Origin of the sequence: Paraburkholderia sp. Ac-20347, assembly GCF_017104805.1 — a bacterium.
GTDB lineage: Bacteria > Pseudomonadota > Gammaproteobacteria > Burkholderiales > Burkholderiaceae > Paraburkholderia > Paraburkholderia tropica.
Genome location: NZ_JAAGPN010000007.1, coordinates 52,029 through 65,623, shown reverse-complemented (window position 1 = coordinate 65,623; position 13,595 = coordinate 52,029). Strand labels below are relative to the sequence as shown.

Genomic DNA, 13,595 nt, shown 5'->3' with positions numbered 1-13,595 from the left:
GATTTCCGACGCGATCTTGTCGTGTAGCGACGCGGGCTTTTCCCCTGCTTTTATTTATCGACGACGAGATCCGAAAGCGGCTTCGAACAGCACAGCAACGCCATGCCCTGATCGATTTCACGCTGACGAATTCCGCCGCTATGTTTCATTTCCACCTGCCCGGAAACGAGTTTGACCTTGCAGGTCCCGCACATACCTTGCGCACACGACGAAGCGAGTCGCACACCGGCCTGGCGCGCGGCTTCGAGTATGGTTTGCTGCGAGTTGCAGGCAATCTCGCGACGGCTTTTCGCGAAGGTGATCGTGTACGTGGTGGCGTCGGCGAAAGTTTGCGTGCTCGCCTGCGCGAGTTCGTGTGTCTGCGTTTCGGGTTCGTCCGCAGTGAGCGTTTCGAACGAAAAGCTCTCTTCGTGATAGCGCTCGCGCCCATAGCCCGCTTCGTCCAGCAGATTACGCACGGCCTGCATATAAGGCGCGGGACCACAACAGAATATCTCGCGCTCCATGAAGTCCGGCGCGATCAATTTAAGCAAGGGCAGAGAGAGAAAACCCGTCACGCCATGCCAGTCCGTTCGCGCGCCCACGCGTTCGCAGACGAACGCCGTGCGGAAATGCGCATGACTCGATGCAATCAATTCGAGTTCGCGCGCGAAAATAATATCGTCGGGCGTGCGCGCGCTATGGGCGAACACGATGTCGCGATCTTCGGCGAGATCGTGATGTGCGCGGCTCATCGACATCAGCGGTGTGACGCCCGAGCCCGCCGAAAGAAAGAGAAATTTGTTCGCCGGATGCCGCGCACACGTGAATTCGCCTGCGGGACCCAGCACGCGCAACGTCGCGCCCGGTTGCAGATTATCGTGCAGCCAGTTGGAGACTTTTCCGCCCGGCACGCGCTTCACCGTAATGGATATTGTATGCGGCCGCGCGGGCGACGACGAAATCGTATAACAGCGATTCAACGACTCGCCATCGATTTCCAGCTCGAGCGTCACGAACTGACCGGGTTCGAACGAGAACGTACGCCCTTGCGGCGAGCGCAGGAAAAAACTCTTCACGTCGTGCGTTTCCTGCCGCACGTGACAGCATACGAGGGTTTCCTCGATGTCGCTCGTCCAGCGTTCGGGCAGCGCGCCCCAGAACGCCGGGCGCGTCACCCGGCTGTCCGTGGGATCGAATTGGGCCGCATCTCGCATCATGTCAGACTCTCCGCGTCACACGCGTTCCACGTTATGCGCCGATCTTCTCGGCAAGACGGCCGACATACCAGGCCGTGAACTTCTCCACCAGCCCTTCCGTGTACGGCGAATACGGGCCCGGCTCATACGCGCTGCTGGCCGCGCCGCGCTGCGAATATTCCACCAGCGTGCGGTCCTGATCGTTGGTCGCATTCCAGACCGCCGTGAGATTCGCCACGTCGTAATCGATGCCTTCGCGCGCTTCCTGATGCACGAGCCAGCGCGTGCGCACGAGCGTCTCGCCCGCCGACAGCGGGATCACCGAAAACGACACGATGTGATCGCTCATGAAGTGATGCCATGAATTAGGCTGCGTCCAGAACGACAAACCGCCCAGATCGGCATTGCGAAATTCACCGAGCAATTTCTTCGACGCCACTTTCGCATCGAGCGTCTGCGATTCACCGCTGCGATCGAGCGGCAGACGCTGCGTGCGAAAACCCGTCACGTCCAGCAGTTTTTCGATTTCCACCGAGGGCAGATTCATCTGCTCCCATTGCTGCGCGCGTTCCGTGCAGGTGCGCTCGAACGCGTCCATGCCTTCGGCGTTTGCCGTCGTGCGCTGATAGCCGAAGCCGTATTCGTAGAGCGAAATCGTGAGTTCGGGATGGTTCGCAACGCAGTGATAGCACTCGCGATTGTTTTCCATCACGAGCTTCCAGTTGCCTTTCTCGATGATGTCGACCTGCGCGGCGACCTTGCATGCGGGCAAATCGTGCGGCAGCAAATACGGCTCCATGGCGGCGCGCATCATGGCGAAGTCGGCGGGCGGTTCGTCGGCGAGACACACGAAGATCAGGCCGGCGAGATTTTCTACATGGACCGGCTTCAGGCTGTGTTTGCAGCGGTCGAACTGCTCGCCCATATGCTCGGCGAACATCAGTTCGCCCGTGAGGTTGTAAGTCCAGCTGTGATACGGGCACACGATATTGCCCACCGTGCCCTTCTGCTCGTTGCACAAACGCGCGCCGCGATGGCGACAAACGTTATGAAACGCGCGCACCTGCATGTCGTCGTCGCGCACGATCAGAATCGAATCGCCGCCCAGTTCCACGGTCACATAATCGCCCGGCTCCGGCACTTCCGGCTCCACAGCGACCTGAATCCAGTGTTGGCGAAAAATCGCCTCCATATCGAGCGCAAAAATCTCTTCGCTGCGGTAAAACGGTGCTTCGAGGCTATACCCTTCTTCGCGGCGCGCCAGCAGTGCGCGAATGTCTGCCGATACGTTCATCGTGTGCTCCGGATTTTGCATCCCTGGTTCTTGCCGACAGACCGGCAAATTCAGTAATCGATGAGTTGATGCTCGCGCAAATACGCGAGAATCACTTGTGCTTTTTCGACCGAACTCCCTTCAATTACGACGTTGCCGCCGCGGCTTTCGGTCGTGGTGGCGGAGAGCATGCGCGCGTGGCCCGAGCGCTTTTCGGCGGCGGCGAATTTCACCGGTTTGCGCTCCACCGGCCCCACGCGCCACGCGTCCGATTCTTCAGACTTGAACCGTCCGATCACGGCGGGCTGGATCGTGCCAGCGCGCAACCGCGCGTAGGCATAGCGCGGTTGCGCGTTCGCCAGCGGATGCACGGCAATCACGGCGGGCAGCGCGGTTTGCACACGGCGGCGCAAACCTTTCGGCAAGAACTGGCGCACGATGGCGCTGCCGCTCGCCGCGTCGATATCGATATCAACCGCGCCGCCGACGATCGGCAACGCCAGCGCCGCCGCCACGCCATACGGCAACATGCCCGAATCGTGCGCGCCTTCCGCGCGCGTGCCGGTCAGCACGAGGTCGTAGCCGCGCACGCGTTCGGCCAGCGCGCGCGCCGCGTCGTCGTTTTCCGCACAGGCGAGCACTTCCACTTCGCGCGCGCCGAGCGCGAGGTAGTCGTTCAACGCAGGATCATGCGGGTCGCCCGCATGAATCACGTCGATCGATGCACGATGGCGTTCCGCGAGCTGCCGACCGAGTTCGAGCGCGAGCGCATCGTTACGGCTATAGCGCAGCGTACCGCTCACCGGATGGCGTCCTGTCGAGACGAGCACCGCGATGCGTTCGATCCGTCGTTGTACGTTCATGCGGCCACTCCTGCGGGCTGACGTTCGCGCGCGGCGACGCGCGTTTCAGCAGGCGTCGCGCGAGTCGCACCGCGCGCCGCCTGCACCTGTTCGATCAACGCGGCGATGGTCGCCTGTGCATCGCCGACCACGGTGAGATTTGCGCGTTTGGCAATGGGCGCGCTGCCGTCGAGATTCACGGCAATCACGTGACGGCAATCCTTGATGCCCTGCAAATGCTGCACGGCGCCCGAAATGCCGAACGCGATATACACGCTGGCCTCCACCGTCTTGCCGGTCGCGCCCACCTGCTTGTCACGCGTGAAATGGCCGCTGTCGACGGCCACGCGACTCGCGCCGATGGCCGCGCCGAACACGCCTGCGAGGCGTTCGAACTGCGCGACATCGCTTACGCCGTTGCCCGCAGCGACGATAAAATCCGCCTCTTCCAGCGCGACCTGCGCCGCGTCGATCTCTTCGATGCCGAGGTCGCGATACGGTTGAGCGATATCGCTCGCCGGGCGAATGAAATCGCCAGCGAGCCGCTCGCCCGCGCCGACGAACGGCAGCTTCGCCTCAACTGCGTTAGGTGCCAGCAACATCACATCCGGCAGCGCGCGCGTCGCGAATGCACGCTTCGCCTGCTCGTAGACGCCCACATGTTTCGCGTCGATTTCCACCACATGCGCGGCCACGCTCGCGCCGGTCGACGCCGCATAACGGCGGCCGAGATCGCCGTCGCCACTCGCGTTATCCGGCAGCAGCACGTGACGCGGCGCGAGCGCCGCCGCACACGCCTGCAGCGCGCGCAACTCACTTTCGGGCGCGAACGTTCGGCGATCGTAGTCCGGCAACTCGATCAACTTGTCCACGCCCAGCGTGGCCGCGTCGTCCTTGAGCTCGCCGAATACCAGAAGCGCGACTTCGGTTCGCGCATCGGCAATTAACGCGGCGGCGGCGATGGCCTGGCACGCGTGGTCGTCGAGCGAACCGCGTTCCGTGTGCGCCGCCACCAATATAATTTGATTCGGATGACTGATCGTTCGACGAGGTTTGACGATTCCGCCATGGGCGCGATTCGCGTCCCACTGACCATCATTCGTATTGGCGTTGCCGATCTCGCCCAGCGTGATCCGCTTGAGCCCCGCCGCCGTGATAATAAAAGGCCGGCGCGGATCGATCCGCTTGATGGCATTCGTCGTTGCGTTCATCGATTTACTCCAGCGAAGCGGCTACGAGTTCGGCCACGTCTAGCACTTCCGCGCGCGGCCCCACGACGCCTTCGAGCATTGCCGTGCAATTCGGGCACGCCACGGCGACGACTTCCGCACCTACGGCACGCGCATCGGCCATGCGAATATCGGGAATGCGCTGCTTGCCCGGAATATCCGTAAGCGGTGCGCCGCCGCCGCCACCGCAGCATCGTCCGCGCAGACCGTTGCGTTCCATTTCCACGACCTGAATGCCAATGGTCTTGAGCAATTTGCGCGGCGCGTCGATCTCGCCGTTGTAGCGGCCCAGATAGCAGGGATCGTGATACGTCGTGCGCTTCTCGCGCAGCGCTTCAGCGGCCTTCGGCGCGATGCGCCCGCTCGCGGCCAGCTCGGCGAGCAAGGTCGTGTGATGCAGCACGTCGTAGCGCGCGCCCAGCGCGCGATATTCGTTGCGCAGGCTGTGCATCACGTGCGGATCGGCGGTGACGATGCGCGCGAAACTCAGCGTCGCCAGCGTGCGCATCATCTGCTGCGCCATGTGCTGGAACGTGGCCTCGTCGCCGAGACGACGCGCGACGTCACCCGTATCCGCTTCCTGCGCGCCGAGCACGGCATAATTCACGCCTGCCTTGTTCAGCACTTTCACGAGCGCACGCAAGGTGCGTTGATAACGCATGTCGAACGCGCCTTCGCCCGCCACGAGCAACACGTCAACGCGCTTGCCCGCTTGCGCAATCGGCGCATTCAGATCGACGGACCAGTCGTAGCGCGCGGCCTTGTCGTAGCCGCCCGCCGTGCCCGTTTCGCGCAGATTCGCCAGCACTTCCGGGCCCTTTCCCGGCACGGTGCCATGCACGAGCGTCTGATTGCGGCGCATATCGACGATGGCATCGACGTGCTCGATCAGCATCGGGCACTCTTGCACACACGCGCGACAGGTGGTGCACGACCACAGCGTTTGCGCTTCTATCAGGCCGGAAACGATCGGACCATTCGGCGTGCCGCGATGCTGCCCGACGGGAATGCCAGGCGTCGGGCTGCCCGCATATGCGGCGTCCGTTCCACCCGCCATGCCCACGACAAGATCCTGAATCAGCTTCTTCGGATTGAGCGGTTGACCGGCCGCGAACGCTGGACACGCGGCCTCGCATTTACCGCATTGCACGCAGGCGTCGAAACTCAGCAATTGATTCCAGCGGAATTCCACCGCTTTCGCCACGCCATATTCCTGTTGCTGCTCGACATCGGCGAGTTTAAGTGCAGTCGGCGGCGTTGCCGTGCCATTGCCGGTCCACGCTTCACGTGTAGCTGAAAATCGCTCCTGACGCGGATGAAACGCGAGATGCAGCAAACCTGCCACCGCGTGTTTCATCGGGCCGCCCTTTGCAGCACCGAACGTCATCGCGAACGCACCCACGCCGATCAGCGCCGCGCACAGCACCGCGAATCCGCCCGACATCGCGCTCGCGGGCACCAGTGTGAAGAGCGCAACGCCCAGCGCGAACGAACCCAGCAGCCATGGCAACGCATTCCAGGAACCGCGCGAAAGCCGTGCCGGCACCTGCTTCGCATGACGTCGACGCCACACAAACACCACGCCAATCAGCATGGCAAGTGCCGCGAGAAAGATCAGCTTGTCGAGCCACGGCGAATAAATGGCCAGCCCGTAATTGATAAACACGAGTGCGAGAGCCGCAATCGCACCGCCCGCCGTCGCGACGTGCGTTTTGGCGATATACGGATCGCGCGCGACCACATGATGCAGGTCGACGAAGTAACGCTTCGGAATGCTGAACAGCTTGTCGACGCCAGTAGACGAAGACGCTGCTGCGCGCCCCACTCGCCAGTACGATGCGCGTCTGGCGACCGCGAACGCCAGCCCCGCCATCGACAGCCACAGTAACGCGGTAATCAGCCAGGTCGGGTTCATGGTTCAGAAGTCCTTCGCGAGGCGCAGCGCGTCGTAAATCGCACCGTGGATGTTGTGCATCGAAATGCAGTCGCCCACCCGGAACAGCAAGAAACGCCCATTGCCCAGTTCTTCGGACAACGAGGGCTGCGGTTCGGCAGCAAAAAGTTTACGCACGTCCACCTGGCCGCGATTGAGCGACTCCGGTTTGAGTTTCCAGTACAGCGCGTCGTTGGGCGTGCTGCCGTTTTCGATCACCACCTGATCGACCGCGCGCTCCTCCTGCTCTTCCGTATATTCGTTGCGCAATACGGCGATCTTCTTGCCGTCTTCTTCGTACACGCGGTCGAGCCAATAATTCGGCGTGTGAATGACGCCTTGCGCGTAAAGGCGGCGATAGAAGATCGGGAAGGTCGTGCCGCCGACGTCGTCGGCAACTTTCACGTCCGGCGTGACGATTTCCACCTTCGAGCCGCGGCTCGACATGAAATCGGCCACGCCCGCGCCCGCATGCGTGCTCACGCCGTCGTAGACGAGTACATTCTGCTTCGGCTCCACGCGGCCCGAAAGAATGTCCCACGAACTCACGGCGAGCCCCGTATCGACGCCCCACGCAGGCACCTGTTGCGTGAAGGCGGAACCGCCGGTGGCGAGCACGATGATGTCGGGCTTTTCAGCGAGAATGGTTTTGTCGTCCGCTTCCACACCGAGCCGCCGATCGACGCCAAGGCGCTTCGTTTCCATATCGAACCAGCGGACGATGCCGGCCATCTGTTCGCGCTGCGGCGCTTTCGCGGCAAGCAGAATCTGGCCGCCAACGGCATCGTTCTTTTCGAACAGCACGACATCGTGGCCGCGCAAACGCGCGACGCGCGCCGCTTCTAGTCCCGCCGGACCCGCACCCACGACGACCACCTTGCGCTTCGGTCCACGCGATTTTTCGATGACGTGCGGCATGGTCGCTTCACGCGACGTCGCCGCGTTCTGCACGCAGAGCACGTCGAGCCCGTTGTACTGGCGGTCGATGCAATAATTCGCGCCCACGCATTGTTTGATCTCGTCTTCGCGGCCGTCGCGAATCTTGATGACCATATGCGGGTCGGCGATCTGCGCGCGCGTCATGCCCACGAGATCGACCATGCCGTTCGCGAGCAGGCGCTCGGCCTGGCCCGCATCGCGAATGCTCTGTGCGTGCATCACGGGCAGATTGACCACCGACTTGATACCCGCCGCGAGATGCACGAACGGCTCGGGCGGCAAGGCCATCGGCGGCATGCAATTCGCGAGCGTGTTGTGCGTATCCGCGCCCGAACCGATCACGCCGAGATAATCGATCAAACCGGTTTCCGCCATGGCCTGCGCGATCTCTTTCAATTGCTCGTGATCGAGACCGTCTTCGTGGAATTCGTCGCCGCACATGCGCAAGCCCACGCAAAAATCCTTACCTACCGCTTCGCGCACGGCTTCGAGCACTTCCACGCCGAAGCGCAAACGGTTCTTCAACGAACCGCCCCATTCGTCGGTGCGAAAATTGGTGCGCGGGCTCCAGAATTGGTCGATCAAATGCTGATGTGCGGCGGAGATTTCGATGCCGTCCATACCCGCATCTTTCACGCGCTTTGCCGCCGCCGCAAAGTCCGCGATGATGCGGCGAATTTCTTCCACTTCGATGATCTTCGCATTGCCGCGATGCACTGGTTCGCGCACGCCCGAAGGCGTCATCAGATGCGGCCAGTGCTCGCCATGAAACGCCGAACGGCGTCCCATGTGCGTGGCCTGAATCATGATCTTCGCGCCATGACGATGCATCGCTTCGGCGAGACGCGCGAGCGGATCGACAATCTTGTCGGTCGAGAGATTCACCGACTTCCACCAGCCTTGCGGACTGTCGATCGACACCGGACTCGAACCGCCGCACACCGCGAGGCCCACACCGCCCTTGGCCTTCTCCTCGTAGTAGCGGATATAGCGGTCGCCCGGCAGTCCGCCCGGCTCGGCATAGACTTCGGCGTGGGCGGTGCTCACGATGCGGTTGCGCAGCGTAAGCTGATTGAGCGTCAAAGGTTTGAACAGGTGGGGATAGCGCATCGCTGACGGCCTCGGGTGTTCGGGTAATTCGTCGTGTGATTCGTATTGCGGGTTTTTACGGCTAATAATCGGGTCGCGAGAATGCGTCAGGACGTAATCGGCGACACTTCGAAGACGCAATGCGCGTGGCATTCGGCGGCGCATTGCACTTCCTTCGATTGCGCACGCGGCGCATGCGCGCCTGCACCGGCCGTGTCGTTGACCCAGTCCATCGCGCCTGCGAACCAGCCCGCGAACATGTAGCAGAGTTTGCCCTGCTTGCCCGGCTGCGCGAGCACGAACGACGAATGGCGCAGTTCGATGCGCGCATGCGCTGTCGCCGGATCGGCTTCAATGATCGTGAAGAGACCCCATCCGCGTTGCGAAAGGCGCTTCAGATAATGCTCGAAGACGGGCATGCCGCTCATACCGTGCTTTTCGGCTTCCTTCGCGCACCAGTGATAAGCCGACTTATAACCGGCTTTATAGAGAATCTCCGCGTAAGTCTCGCGGCCCAGCGCCTCTTCGACAGCCGTGTGATTGTTGGTGAAGAAGTGACGCGGCACATACAGCATGGGCAGTGCGTCGGTGGTCCAGACGCCGGTATTCGCGTCGACGTCGATCGGCAATTGCGGTTGCATTTCGTGGGGCTCCGGGATAATCGTTTTATCGGCTTGCAGCTTTTCGAGTTCGGAATGGCTAAATTTATTTTTTGTTTTCGTGTCACGAGCCACCAGAAATTCAGGCGCCCCAGACGTCGCGAAACACACGCACCCAGTTTTCACCCATGATCTTGCGGATACGCGACTCTTTCCAGCCGGCGCGCTCCATCGCCGCCGTGAGATTCGGAAATTCGCCGATCGTGCGAATGCCTTCCGGATTCACGACCTTGCCGAAATTCGTCAGGCGGCGATAACGGCCCTTGTCGTGCGTGAGCCAGTCGAAGAAGTCCACGCTATAACCCTGCGTGAAGTCGGTGCCGATGCCGACCGTATCCTCGCCGATCAGATTCACGACGTAATCGATCGCTTCGATATAGTCGTCGACGCTCGCGTCGATGCCGCGCTTGAGAAACGGCGCAAACATCGTCACGCCGACAAAGCCGCCCGCATCGGCGATTTCCTTGAGCTGGGCGTCGCTCTTGTTGCGCGGATGTTCCTTCAGGCCCGATGGCAGACAGTGCGAATAGCACACAGGCTTCTTCGAAAAAGCGATGGCTTCCGACGACGTATTGCCACCCACGTGTGAAAGATCGACCATGATCCCCACGCGATTCATTTCCGTGATCACTTCGCGGCCGAAATCGGAGAGACCGCCGTCGCGCTCATAGCAACCTGTGCCCACAAGATTCTGCGTGTTGTAGCAGAGCTGTACCACGCGCACACCCATATCGGCGAATGCTTCGATATAGCCGATGTTGTCCTCGAACGCGTGCGCGTTCTGGAAGCCGAGAATCACGCCCGTGCGGTTTTCTTTTTTCGCGCGCAGGATGTCGTCGGTCGTGCGCACGAGCGTCAGCAATTCGCCGTTGTCGCGAATCTGCTGTTTCATCTGCGCAATATTATCGACAGTCTTCGTAAAGCTCTCCCACACGGACACTGTGCAGTTCGCCGCGGTAATCCCACCTTTGCGCATGTCTTCGAATACCGAGCGGTCGAACTTCGAAATGTTCAGACCATCGATGATGATGCTGTTTTCGTGCAGATTGCTCATTGCCGACTCCGAAACGGGCGTGGGGTTTGAATGCTGGGTGTTTTGCTTGAAGCGAATGATGCGAGTTACGTGTGCGTATAAATCGGAAAGCGCTCGCAGAGCGCGAATATTCCCATCGGCGTCCCCAGACGAATGCCGGACGTGACCGTGGGCTTTTCAGTATCGAAAGGAATGCCGTTCTTGTTGCAGGTAATGCCCGTGCGTTCGAGCGCGAGCTTGACTGCACCATTGGCCTGCGCACCCGAATGCGGCTGGACGTTGGCAAACTCTGCGCTGAAGCGTTTCTTCAGACGATCGATGGCGAGCGCTTCGATTTCGTCTGCAAATTCACAACCGCCGTAATAGCGCTTGCCCGGATAGCCTTCGGCATATTTATTTGTCAGCAACGAGCTGCTGCCGCGCACGGCTGAGTCGTGCTGCGCGAGCGTCTGCGAGAAGAAAGCTTCAGTGTTCGACATAAGGCGTCCGTGACGAATGGAGTCGCGTTTCCCGTACCGCGCAAGGCCCGTCCCACCTGGCTTTGCCGCCGCCGCGCAAGGTTCTGGCCGACGGCTCTATTCTTGTCGTTCGAATTCCCCGCCGATGTATGAATTCAGACGCGTTCTTTTCCTTTTCCGCCATCCGCGTCCATTTTTTACAAGTCAGCCCGAATGCGATTCCATGTATGACTCGCGCAAGCGTTCGATGCAAGTGGACTTAAAGTGGATATGTGGATATGCCAAATCGAATACTTCCCGATCCGAAACAAGTTTTTGATGCACCGCGCGTGGGCGACGTGCATCTGATGGTGCAAGCTGTCGGTGTTTTGTTCACGCTCTGCCAGTTAAGCGGGCAAGGCTGCACCAGCTTCGCCGCACGTTCGTGTTTTTTACGCCAGAGGGATTTTTGACGTCGTGGACTTAGGGTTTTGCCGCATGGCACACTGCCCTTGCCCGATTCCAGAATTGCGGTAGCCTGGCCCGGGACCCCGGCCTTCTCAGGCTACCGACTACAAGGAATGGCCCCCCACATGTTGCCCGACCGCACAGCGTCGTTAGCGCACTTTGCGTTCATGCCGCTGCCCGACTTCACGATGATCGCGTTCACGAACGCCATCGAAGTGCTACGCATGGCTAACTACCTGAGCGGGCAACCCCTCTATCGCTGGTCGATCATCAGCCCGGACGGCGGCCCGGTCGCGTCGAGCAACGGGCTGTCCATCGACAGCGGACCGGCCGAGTGCGCGGGTCAGCCCGACATCGTGTTCGTCTGCGGCGGCGTCGACGTACAGCGCGCGACCACTGCCGCGCATCTCGCCGTATTGCGCCGCTTCGCGCGCTCGGGCGTCGTATTGGGCAGCCTGTGCACGGGCACCTACGCGCTCGCCAAAGCCGGTCTGCTGGCCGGCTACGCATGCGCGATTCATTGGGAAAACATGTCGGCGCTGAAGGAAGAATTTCCGTCCACGCGCTTTCTCAAAGAGCTATTCGTGATCGACCGGGACCGCGTGACCTGCACGGGCGGCGTTGCGCCGCTCGACATGATGCTCAATCTCATCACCACGCGCGTGGGGACGGCGCGCGTCACGCAGATCGCCGAACAGTTCGTGGTCGAGCACGTTCGCGACACCAGCGCGCAGCAGCGCATGCCGCTCGTGGCGCGACTCGGGTCCGCGAACAAATCGCTTTTTGAAGTCATCTCGCTCATGGAGAACAACATCGAAGAGCCGCTTTCGCGCGAGGAGCTCGCACGGCTCGCGAACATGTCGCAACGGCAATTGCAGCGGCTCTTTCACGAGCATCTGGGCATGACGCCCACGCATTACTATCTGACTTTACGCCTGCGCCGCGCGCGTGAATTGCTGCTGCAAACCGACATGTCGATCATGCAGATCACGATGGCCTGCGGCTTTCAGTCGGCGTGTCATTTCAGCAAGAGCTATCGCGACGCATTCGGCAGCGCGCCCACCGGCGAGCGTCGCAAGCGTCTGGCGCCACTTTCGGGTGCCGATACACCGAAACCCTTACTGCCGATGCTTAGCGCACACGTCTAGCGATGTTGTGCGTTCATGCAACGCAGAGCGGGCGACCGGCTTGAACCGGTTGCCCGTTTTTTATTGCGCGAGGGCGCAAATAAATTGAATGCTTCCGATCACGCGGCCAGCATGCCGTGCGGATCGATCACAAACTTGCGCGGCGCACCGCCATCGAATTGCTTATAGCCTTGCGGCGCTTCATCGAGCGAAATCACCGAGACGTTGACGATTTTCGCAATCGGCAAGCGGTCGAACAGAATCGCCTGCATGAGATTGCGGTTGTATTTGAGCACCGGCGTCTGACCGGTATGGAACGTATGCGATTTTGCCCAGCCGAGTCCGAAGCGGATGCTCAGGCTGCCGTGCTGCGCGGCGAGATCGCGCGCGCCCGGATCGTCGGTGACGTAGAGACCCGGAATGCCGATCATGCCTGCGGGCCGCGTGATTTCCATCAGCGAATTGAGCACGGTGGCGGGCGCCTCTTCCGCGTGTCCCGATGCGCCGTGACCATGCGCTTCGAAACCCACGCAGTCGACCGCACAATCGACTTCGGGCTTGCCGAGAATCTGCTCGACCTGCTCGCCGAGCGTGGCGTCTTTCGACAAATCGACGACTTCGAATCCCATCGCTTTCGCGTGCGCGAGACGTTCCGCGTTCATGTCGCCGACGATCGTGCAGGCCGCGCCAAGCAGCCGCGCCGATGCGGCCGCCGCCATGCCGACCGGTCCCGCGCCCGCGATATAAACCGTCGAGCCCGGCTTCACGCCAGCCGTCACGGCGCCGTGATAGCCCGTGGGCAGAATATCGGAGAGACAGGTGAGATCGCGAATCTTCGACATCGCCTGATCGCGATCGGGGAATTTGAGCAGATTGAAATCGGCGTACGGCACGAGCACGTATTCGGCCTGACCGCCGATCCAGCCGCCCATATCGACATAACCATAGGCACCGCCCGCGCGCGACGGATTCACGTTCAGGCACACGCCGGTATTCTGGTCCTTGCACATCGCGCAGCGTCCGCACGCGACGTTGAACGGCACGGAAACGAGATCGCCGAGTTTGAGGGTTTCGACATCGTTGCCGATCTCGACCACTTCGCCCGTGATTTCATGGCCGAGCACGAGGCCGACCGGCGCCGTCGTGCGCCCGCGCACCATATGCTGATCCGAGCCGCAGATATTTGTGCTGACGACCTTGAGAATCACGCCATGACCGATCTTGCGGCCGCTCGGGTCCACCATCTTCGGATAGTCGATCTTCTGCACATCGACCTTGCCCGGTCCCATGTACACGACGCCTCGATTGCCACTCATCGCTTGTCTCCGTTTCGTTGTTGATGAAAAGCGCCGCTGCGTCTTTGCGCACGCGCTGCAACGGCGATGATT

The 13,595-nt window shown here is 61.2% G+C and carries 11 protein-coding genes; 1 reads left to right on the top strand and 10 read right to left on the bottom strand.

Features of this window, described 5'->3' with window-relative positions:
- Window positions 1-50: 50 nt before the first annotated feature.
- The 9 genes from G3N97_RS02880 to G3N97_RS39925 form a co-directional block, all read right to left on the bottom strand.
- Window positions 51-1,199 (bottom strand): hybrid-cluster NAD(P)-dependent oxidoreductase, encoded by a 1,149-nt coding sequence (locus G3N97_RS02880; protein ID WP_205991818.1) that lies wholly within the window; start codon window positions 1,197-1,199, stop codon window positions 51-53.
- A 31-nt stretch (window positions 1,200-1,230) separates the two neighbouring features.
- Window positions 1,231-2,472 (bottom strand): aromatic ring-hydroxylating dioxygenase subunit alpha, encoded by a 1,242-nt coding sequence (locus tag G3N97_RS02875; protein WP_205991817.1) that lies wholly within the window; start codon window positions 2,470-2,472, stop codon window positions 1,231-1,233.
- 50 nt (window positions 2,473-2,522) lie between these two features.
- Window positions 2,523-3,314, bottom strand: a complete 792-nt coding sequence (locus G3N97_RS02870) for an electron transfer flavoprotein subunit beta/FixA family protein (protein WP_205991816.1) — start codon at window positions 3,312-3,314, stop codon at window positions 2,523-2,525.
- Complete coding sequence (locus G3N97_RS02865) at window positions 3,311-4,504, bottom strand: electron transfer flavoprotein subunit alpha/FixB family protein (protein ID WP_205991815.1); 1,194 nt, start codon at window positions 4,502-4,504, stop codon at window positions 3,311-3,313. Before G3N97_RS02865 ends, G3N97_RS02870 begins: the two co-directional genes overlap by 4 nt.
- Window positions 4,505-4,508: 4 nt before the next feature.
- Window positions 4,509-6,437 (bottom strand): (Fe-S)-binding protein, encoded by a 1,929-nt coding sequence (locus tag G3N97_RS02860; protein WP_205991814.1) that lies wholly within the window; start codon window positions 6,435-6,437, stop codon window positions 4,509-4,511.
- Window positions 6,438-6,440: 3 nt separating this feature from the next.
- On the bottom strand, window positions 6,441-8,504 hold the full coding sequence (locus G3N97_RS02855; RefSeq protein WP_205991813.1) for an NADH:flavin oxidoreductase: 2,064 nt from the start codon (window positions 8,502-8,504) through the stop codon (window positions 6,441-6,443).
- Between the two features lie 86 nt (window positions 8,505-8,590).
- Window positions 8,591-9,124 carry a DUF5943 domain-containing protein gene (locus G3N97_RS02850; protein WP_205991812.1) on the bottom strand — a complete coding sequence of 178 codons (534 nt, stop codon included), beginning with the start codon at window positions 9,122-9,124 and terminating at the stop codon, window positions 8,591-8,593.
- A gap of 100 nt (window positions 9,125-9,224) precedes the next feature.
- Complete coding sequence (locus G3N97_RS02845; RefSeq protein ID WP_205991811.1) at window positions 9,225-10,196, bottom strand: dipeptidase; 972 nt, start codon at window positions 10,194-10,196, stop codon at window positions 9,225-9,227.
- Window positions 10,197-10,261: 65 nt separating this feature from the next.
- A complete protein-coding gene (locus G3N97_RS39925; protein ID WP_205991810.1) occupies window positions 10,262-10,654 on the bottom strand; it encodes a hypothetical protein in 393 nt (130 codons plus the stop codon).
- A 551-nt stretch (window positions 10,655-11,205) separates the two neighbouring features.
- Between G3N97_RS39925 and G3N97_RS02835 the strand changes: the two genes are divergently transcribed.
- Window positions 11,206-12,228, top strand: a complete 1,023-nt coding sequence (locus tag G3N97_RS02835; RefSeq protein ID WP_183713804.1) for a GlxA family transcriptional regulator — start codon at window positions 11,206-11,208, stop codon at window positions 12,226-12,228.
- A gap of 98 nt (window positions 12,229-12,326) precedes the next feature.
- On the opposite strand, the gene fdhA is transcribed toward G3N97_RS02835, so the two are convergent.
- Window positions 12,327-13,523 carry a formaldehyde dehydrogenase, glutathione-independent gene (fdhA, locus tag G3N97_RS02830; protein ID WP_110326705.1) on the bottom strand — a complete coding sequence of 399 codons (1,197 nt, stop codon included), beginning with the start codon at window positions 13,521-13,523 and terminating at the stop codon, window positions 12,327-12,329.
- Between the last annotated feature and the right edge of the window lie 72 nt (window positions 13,524-13,595).

Coding starts and splice junctions, on each gene's coding strand:
- G3N97_RS02880 (WP_205991818.1), bottom strand. CDS start 1,199: ATGATGCGAGATGCGGCCCAATTCGATCCCACGGACAGCCGGGTGACG.
- G3N97_RS02875 (WP_205991817.1), bottom strand. CDS start 2,472: ATGAACGTATCGGCAGACATTCGCGCACTGCTGGCGCGCCGCGAAGAA.
- G3N97_RS02870 (WP_205991816.1), bottom strand. CDS start 3,314: ATGAACGTACAACGACGGATCGAACGCATCGCGGTGCTCGTCTCGACA.
- G3N97_RS02865 (WP_205991815.1), bottom strand. CDS start 4,504: ATGAACGCAACGACGAATGCCATCAAGCGGATCGATCCGCGCCGGCCT.
- G3N97_RS02860 (WP_205991814.1), bottom strand. CDS start 6,437: ATGAACCCGACCTGGCTGATTACCGCGTTACTGTGGCTGTCGATGGCG.
- G3N97_RS02855 (WP_205991813.1), bottom strand. CDS start 8,504: ATGCGCTATCCCCACCTGTTCAAACCTTTGACGCTCAATCAGCTTACG.
- G3N97_RS02850 (WP_205991812.1), bottom strand. CDS start 9,124: ATGCAACCGCAATTGCCGATCGACGTCGACGCGAATACCGGCGTCTGG.
- G3N97_RS02845 (WP_205991811.1), bottom strand. CDS start 10,196: ATGAGCAATCTGCACGAAAACAGCATCATCATCGATGGTCTGAACATT.
- G3N97_RS39925 (WP_205991810.1), bottom strand. CDS start 10,654: ATGTCGAACACTGAAGCTTTCTTCTCGCAGACGCTCGCGCAGCACGAC.
- G3N97_RS02835 (WP_183713804.1), top strand. CDS start 11,206: ATGTTGCCCGACCGCACAGCGTCGTTAGCGCACTTTGCGTTCATGCCG.
- fdhA (WP_110326705.1), bottom strand. CDS start 13,523: ATGAGTGGCAATCGAGGCGTCGTGTACATGGGACCGGGCAAGGTCGAT.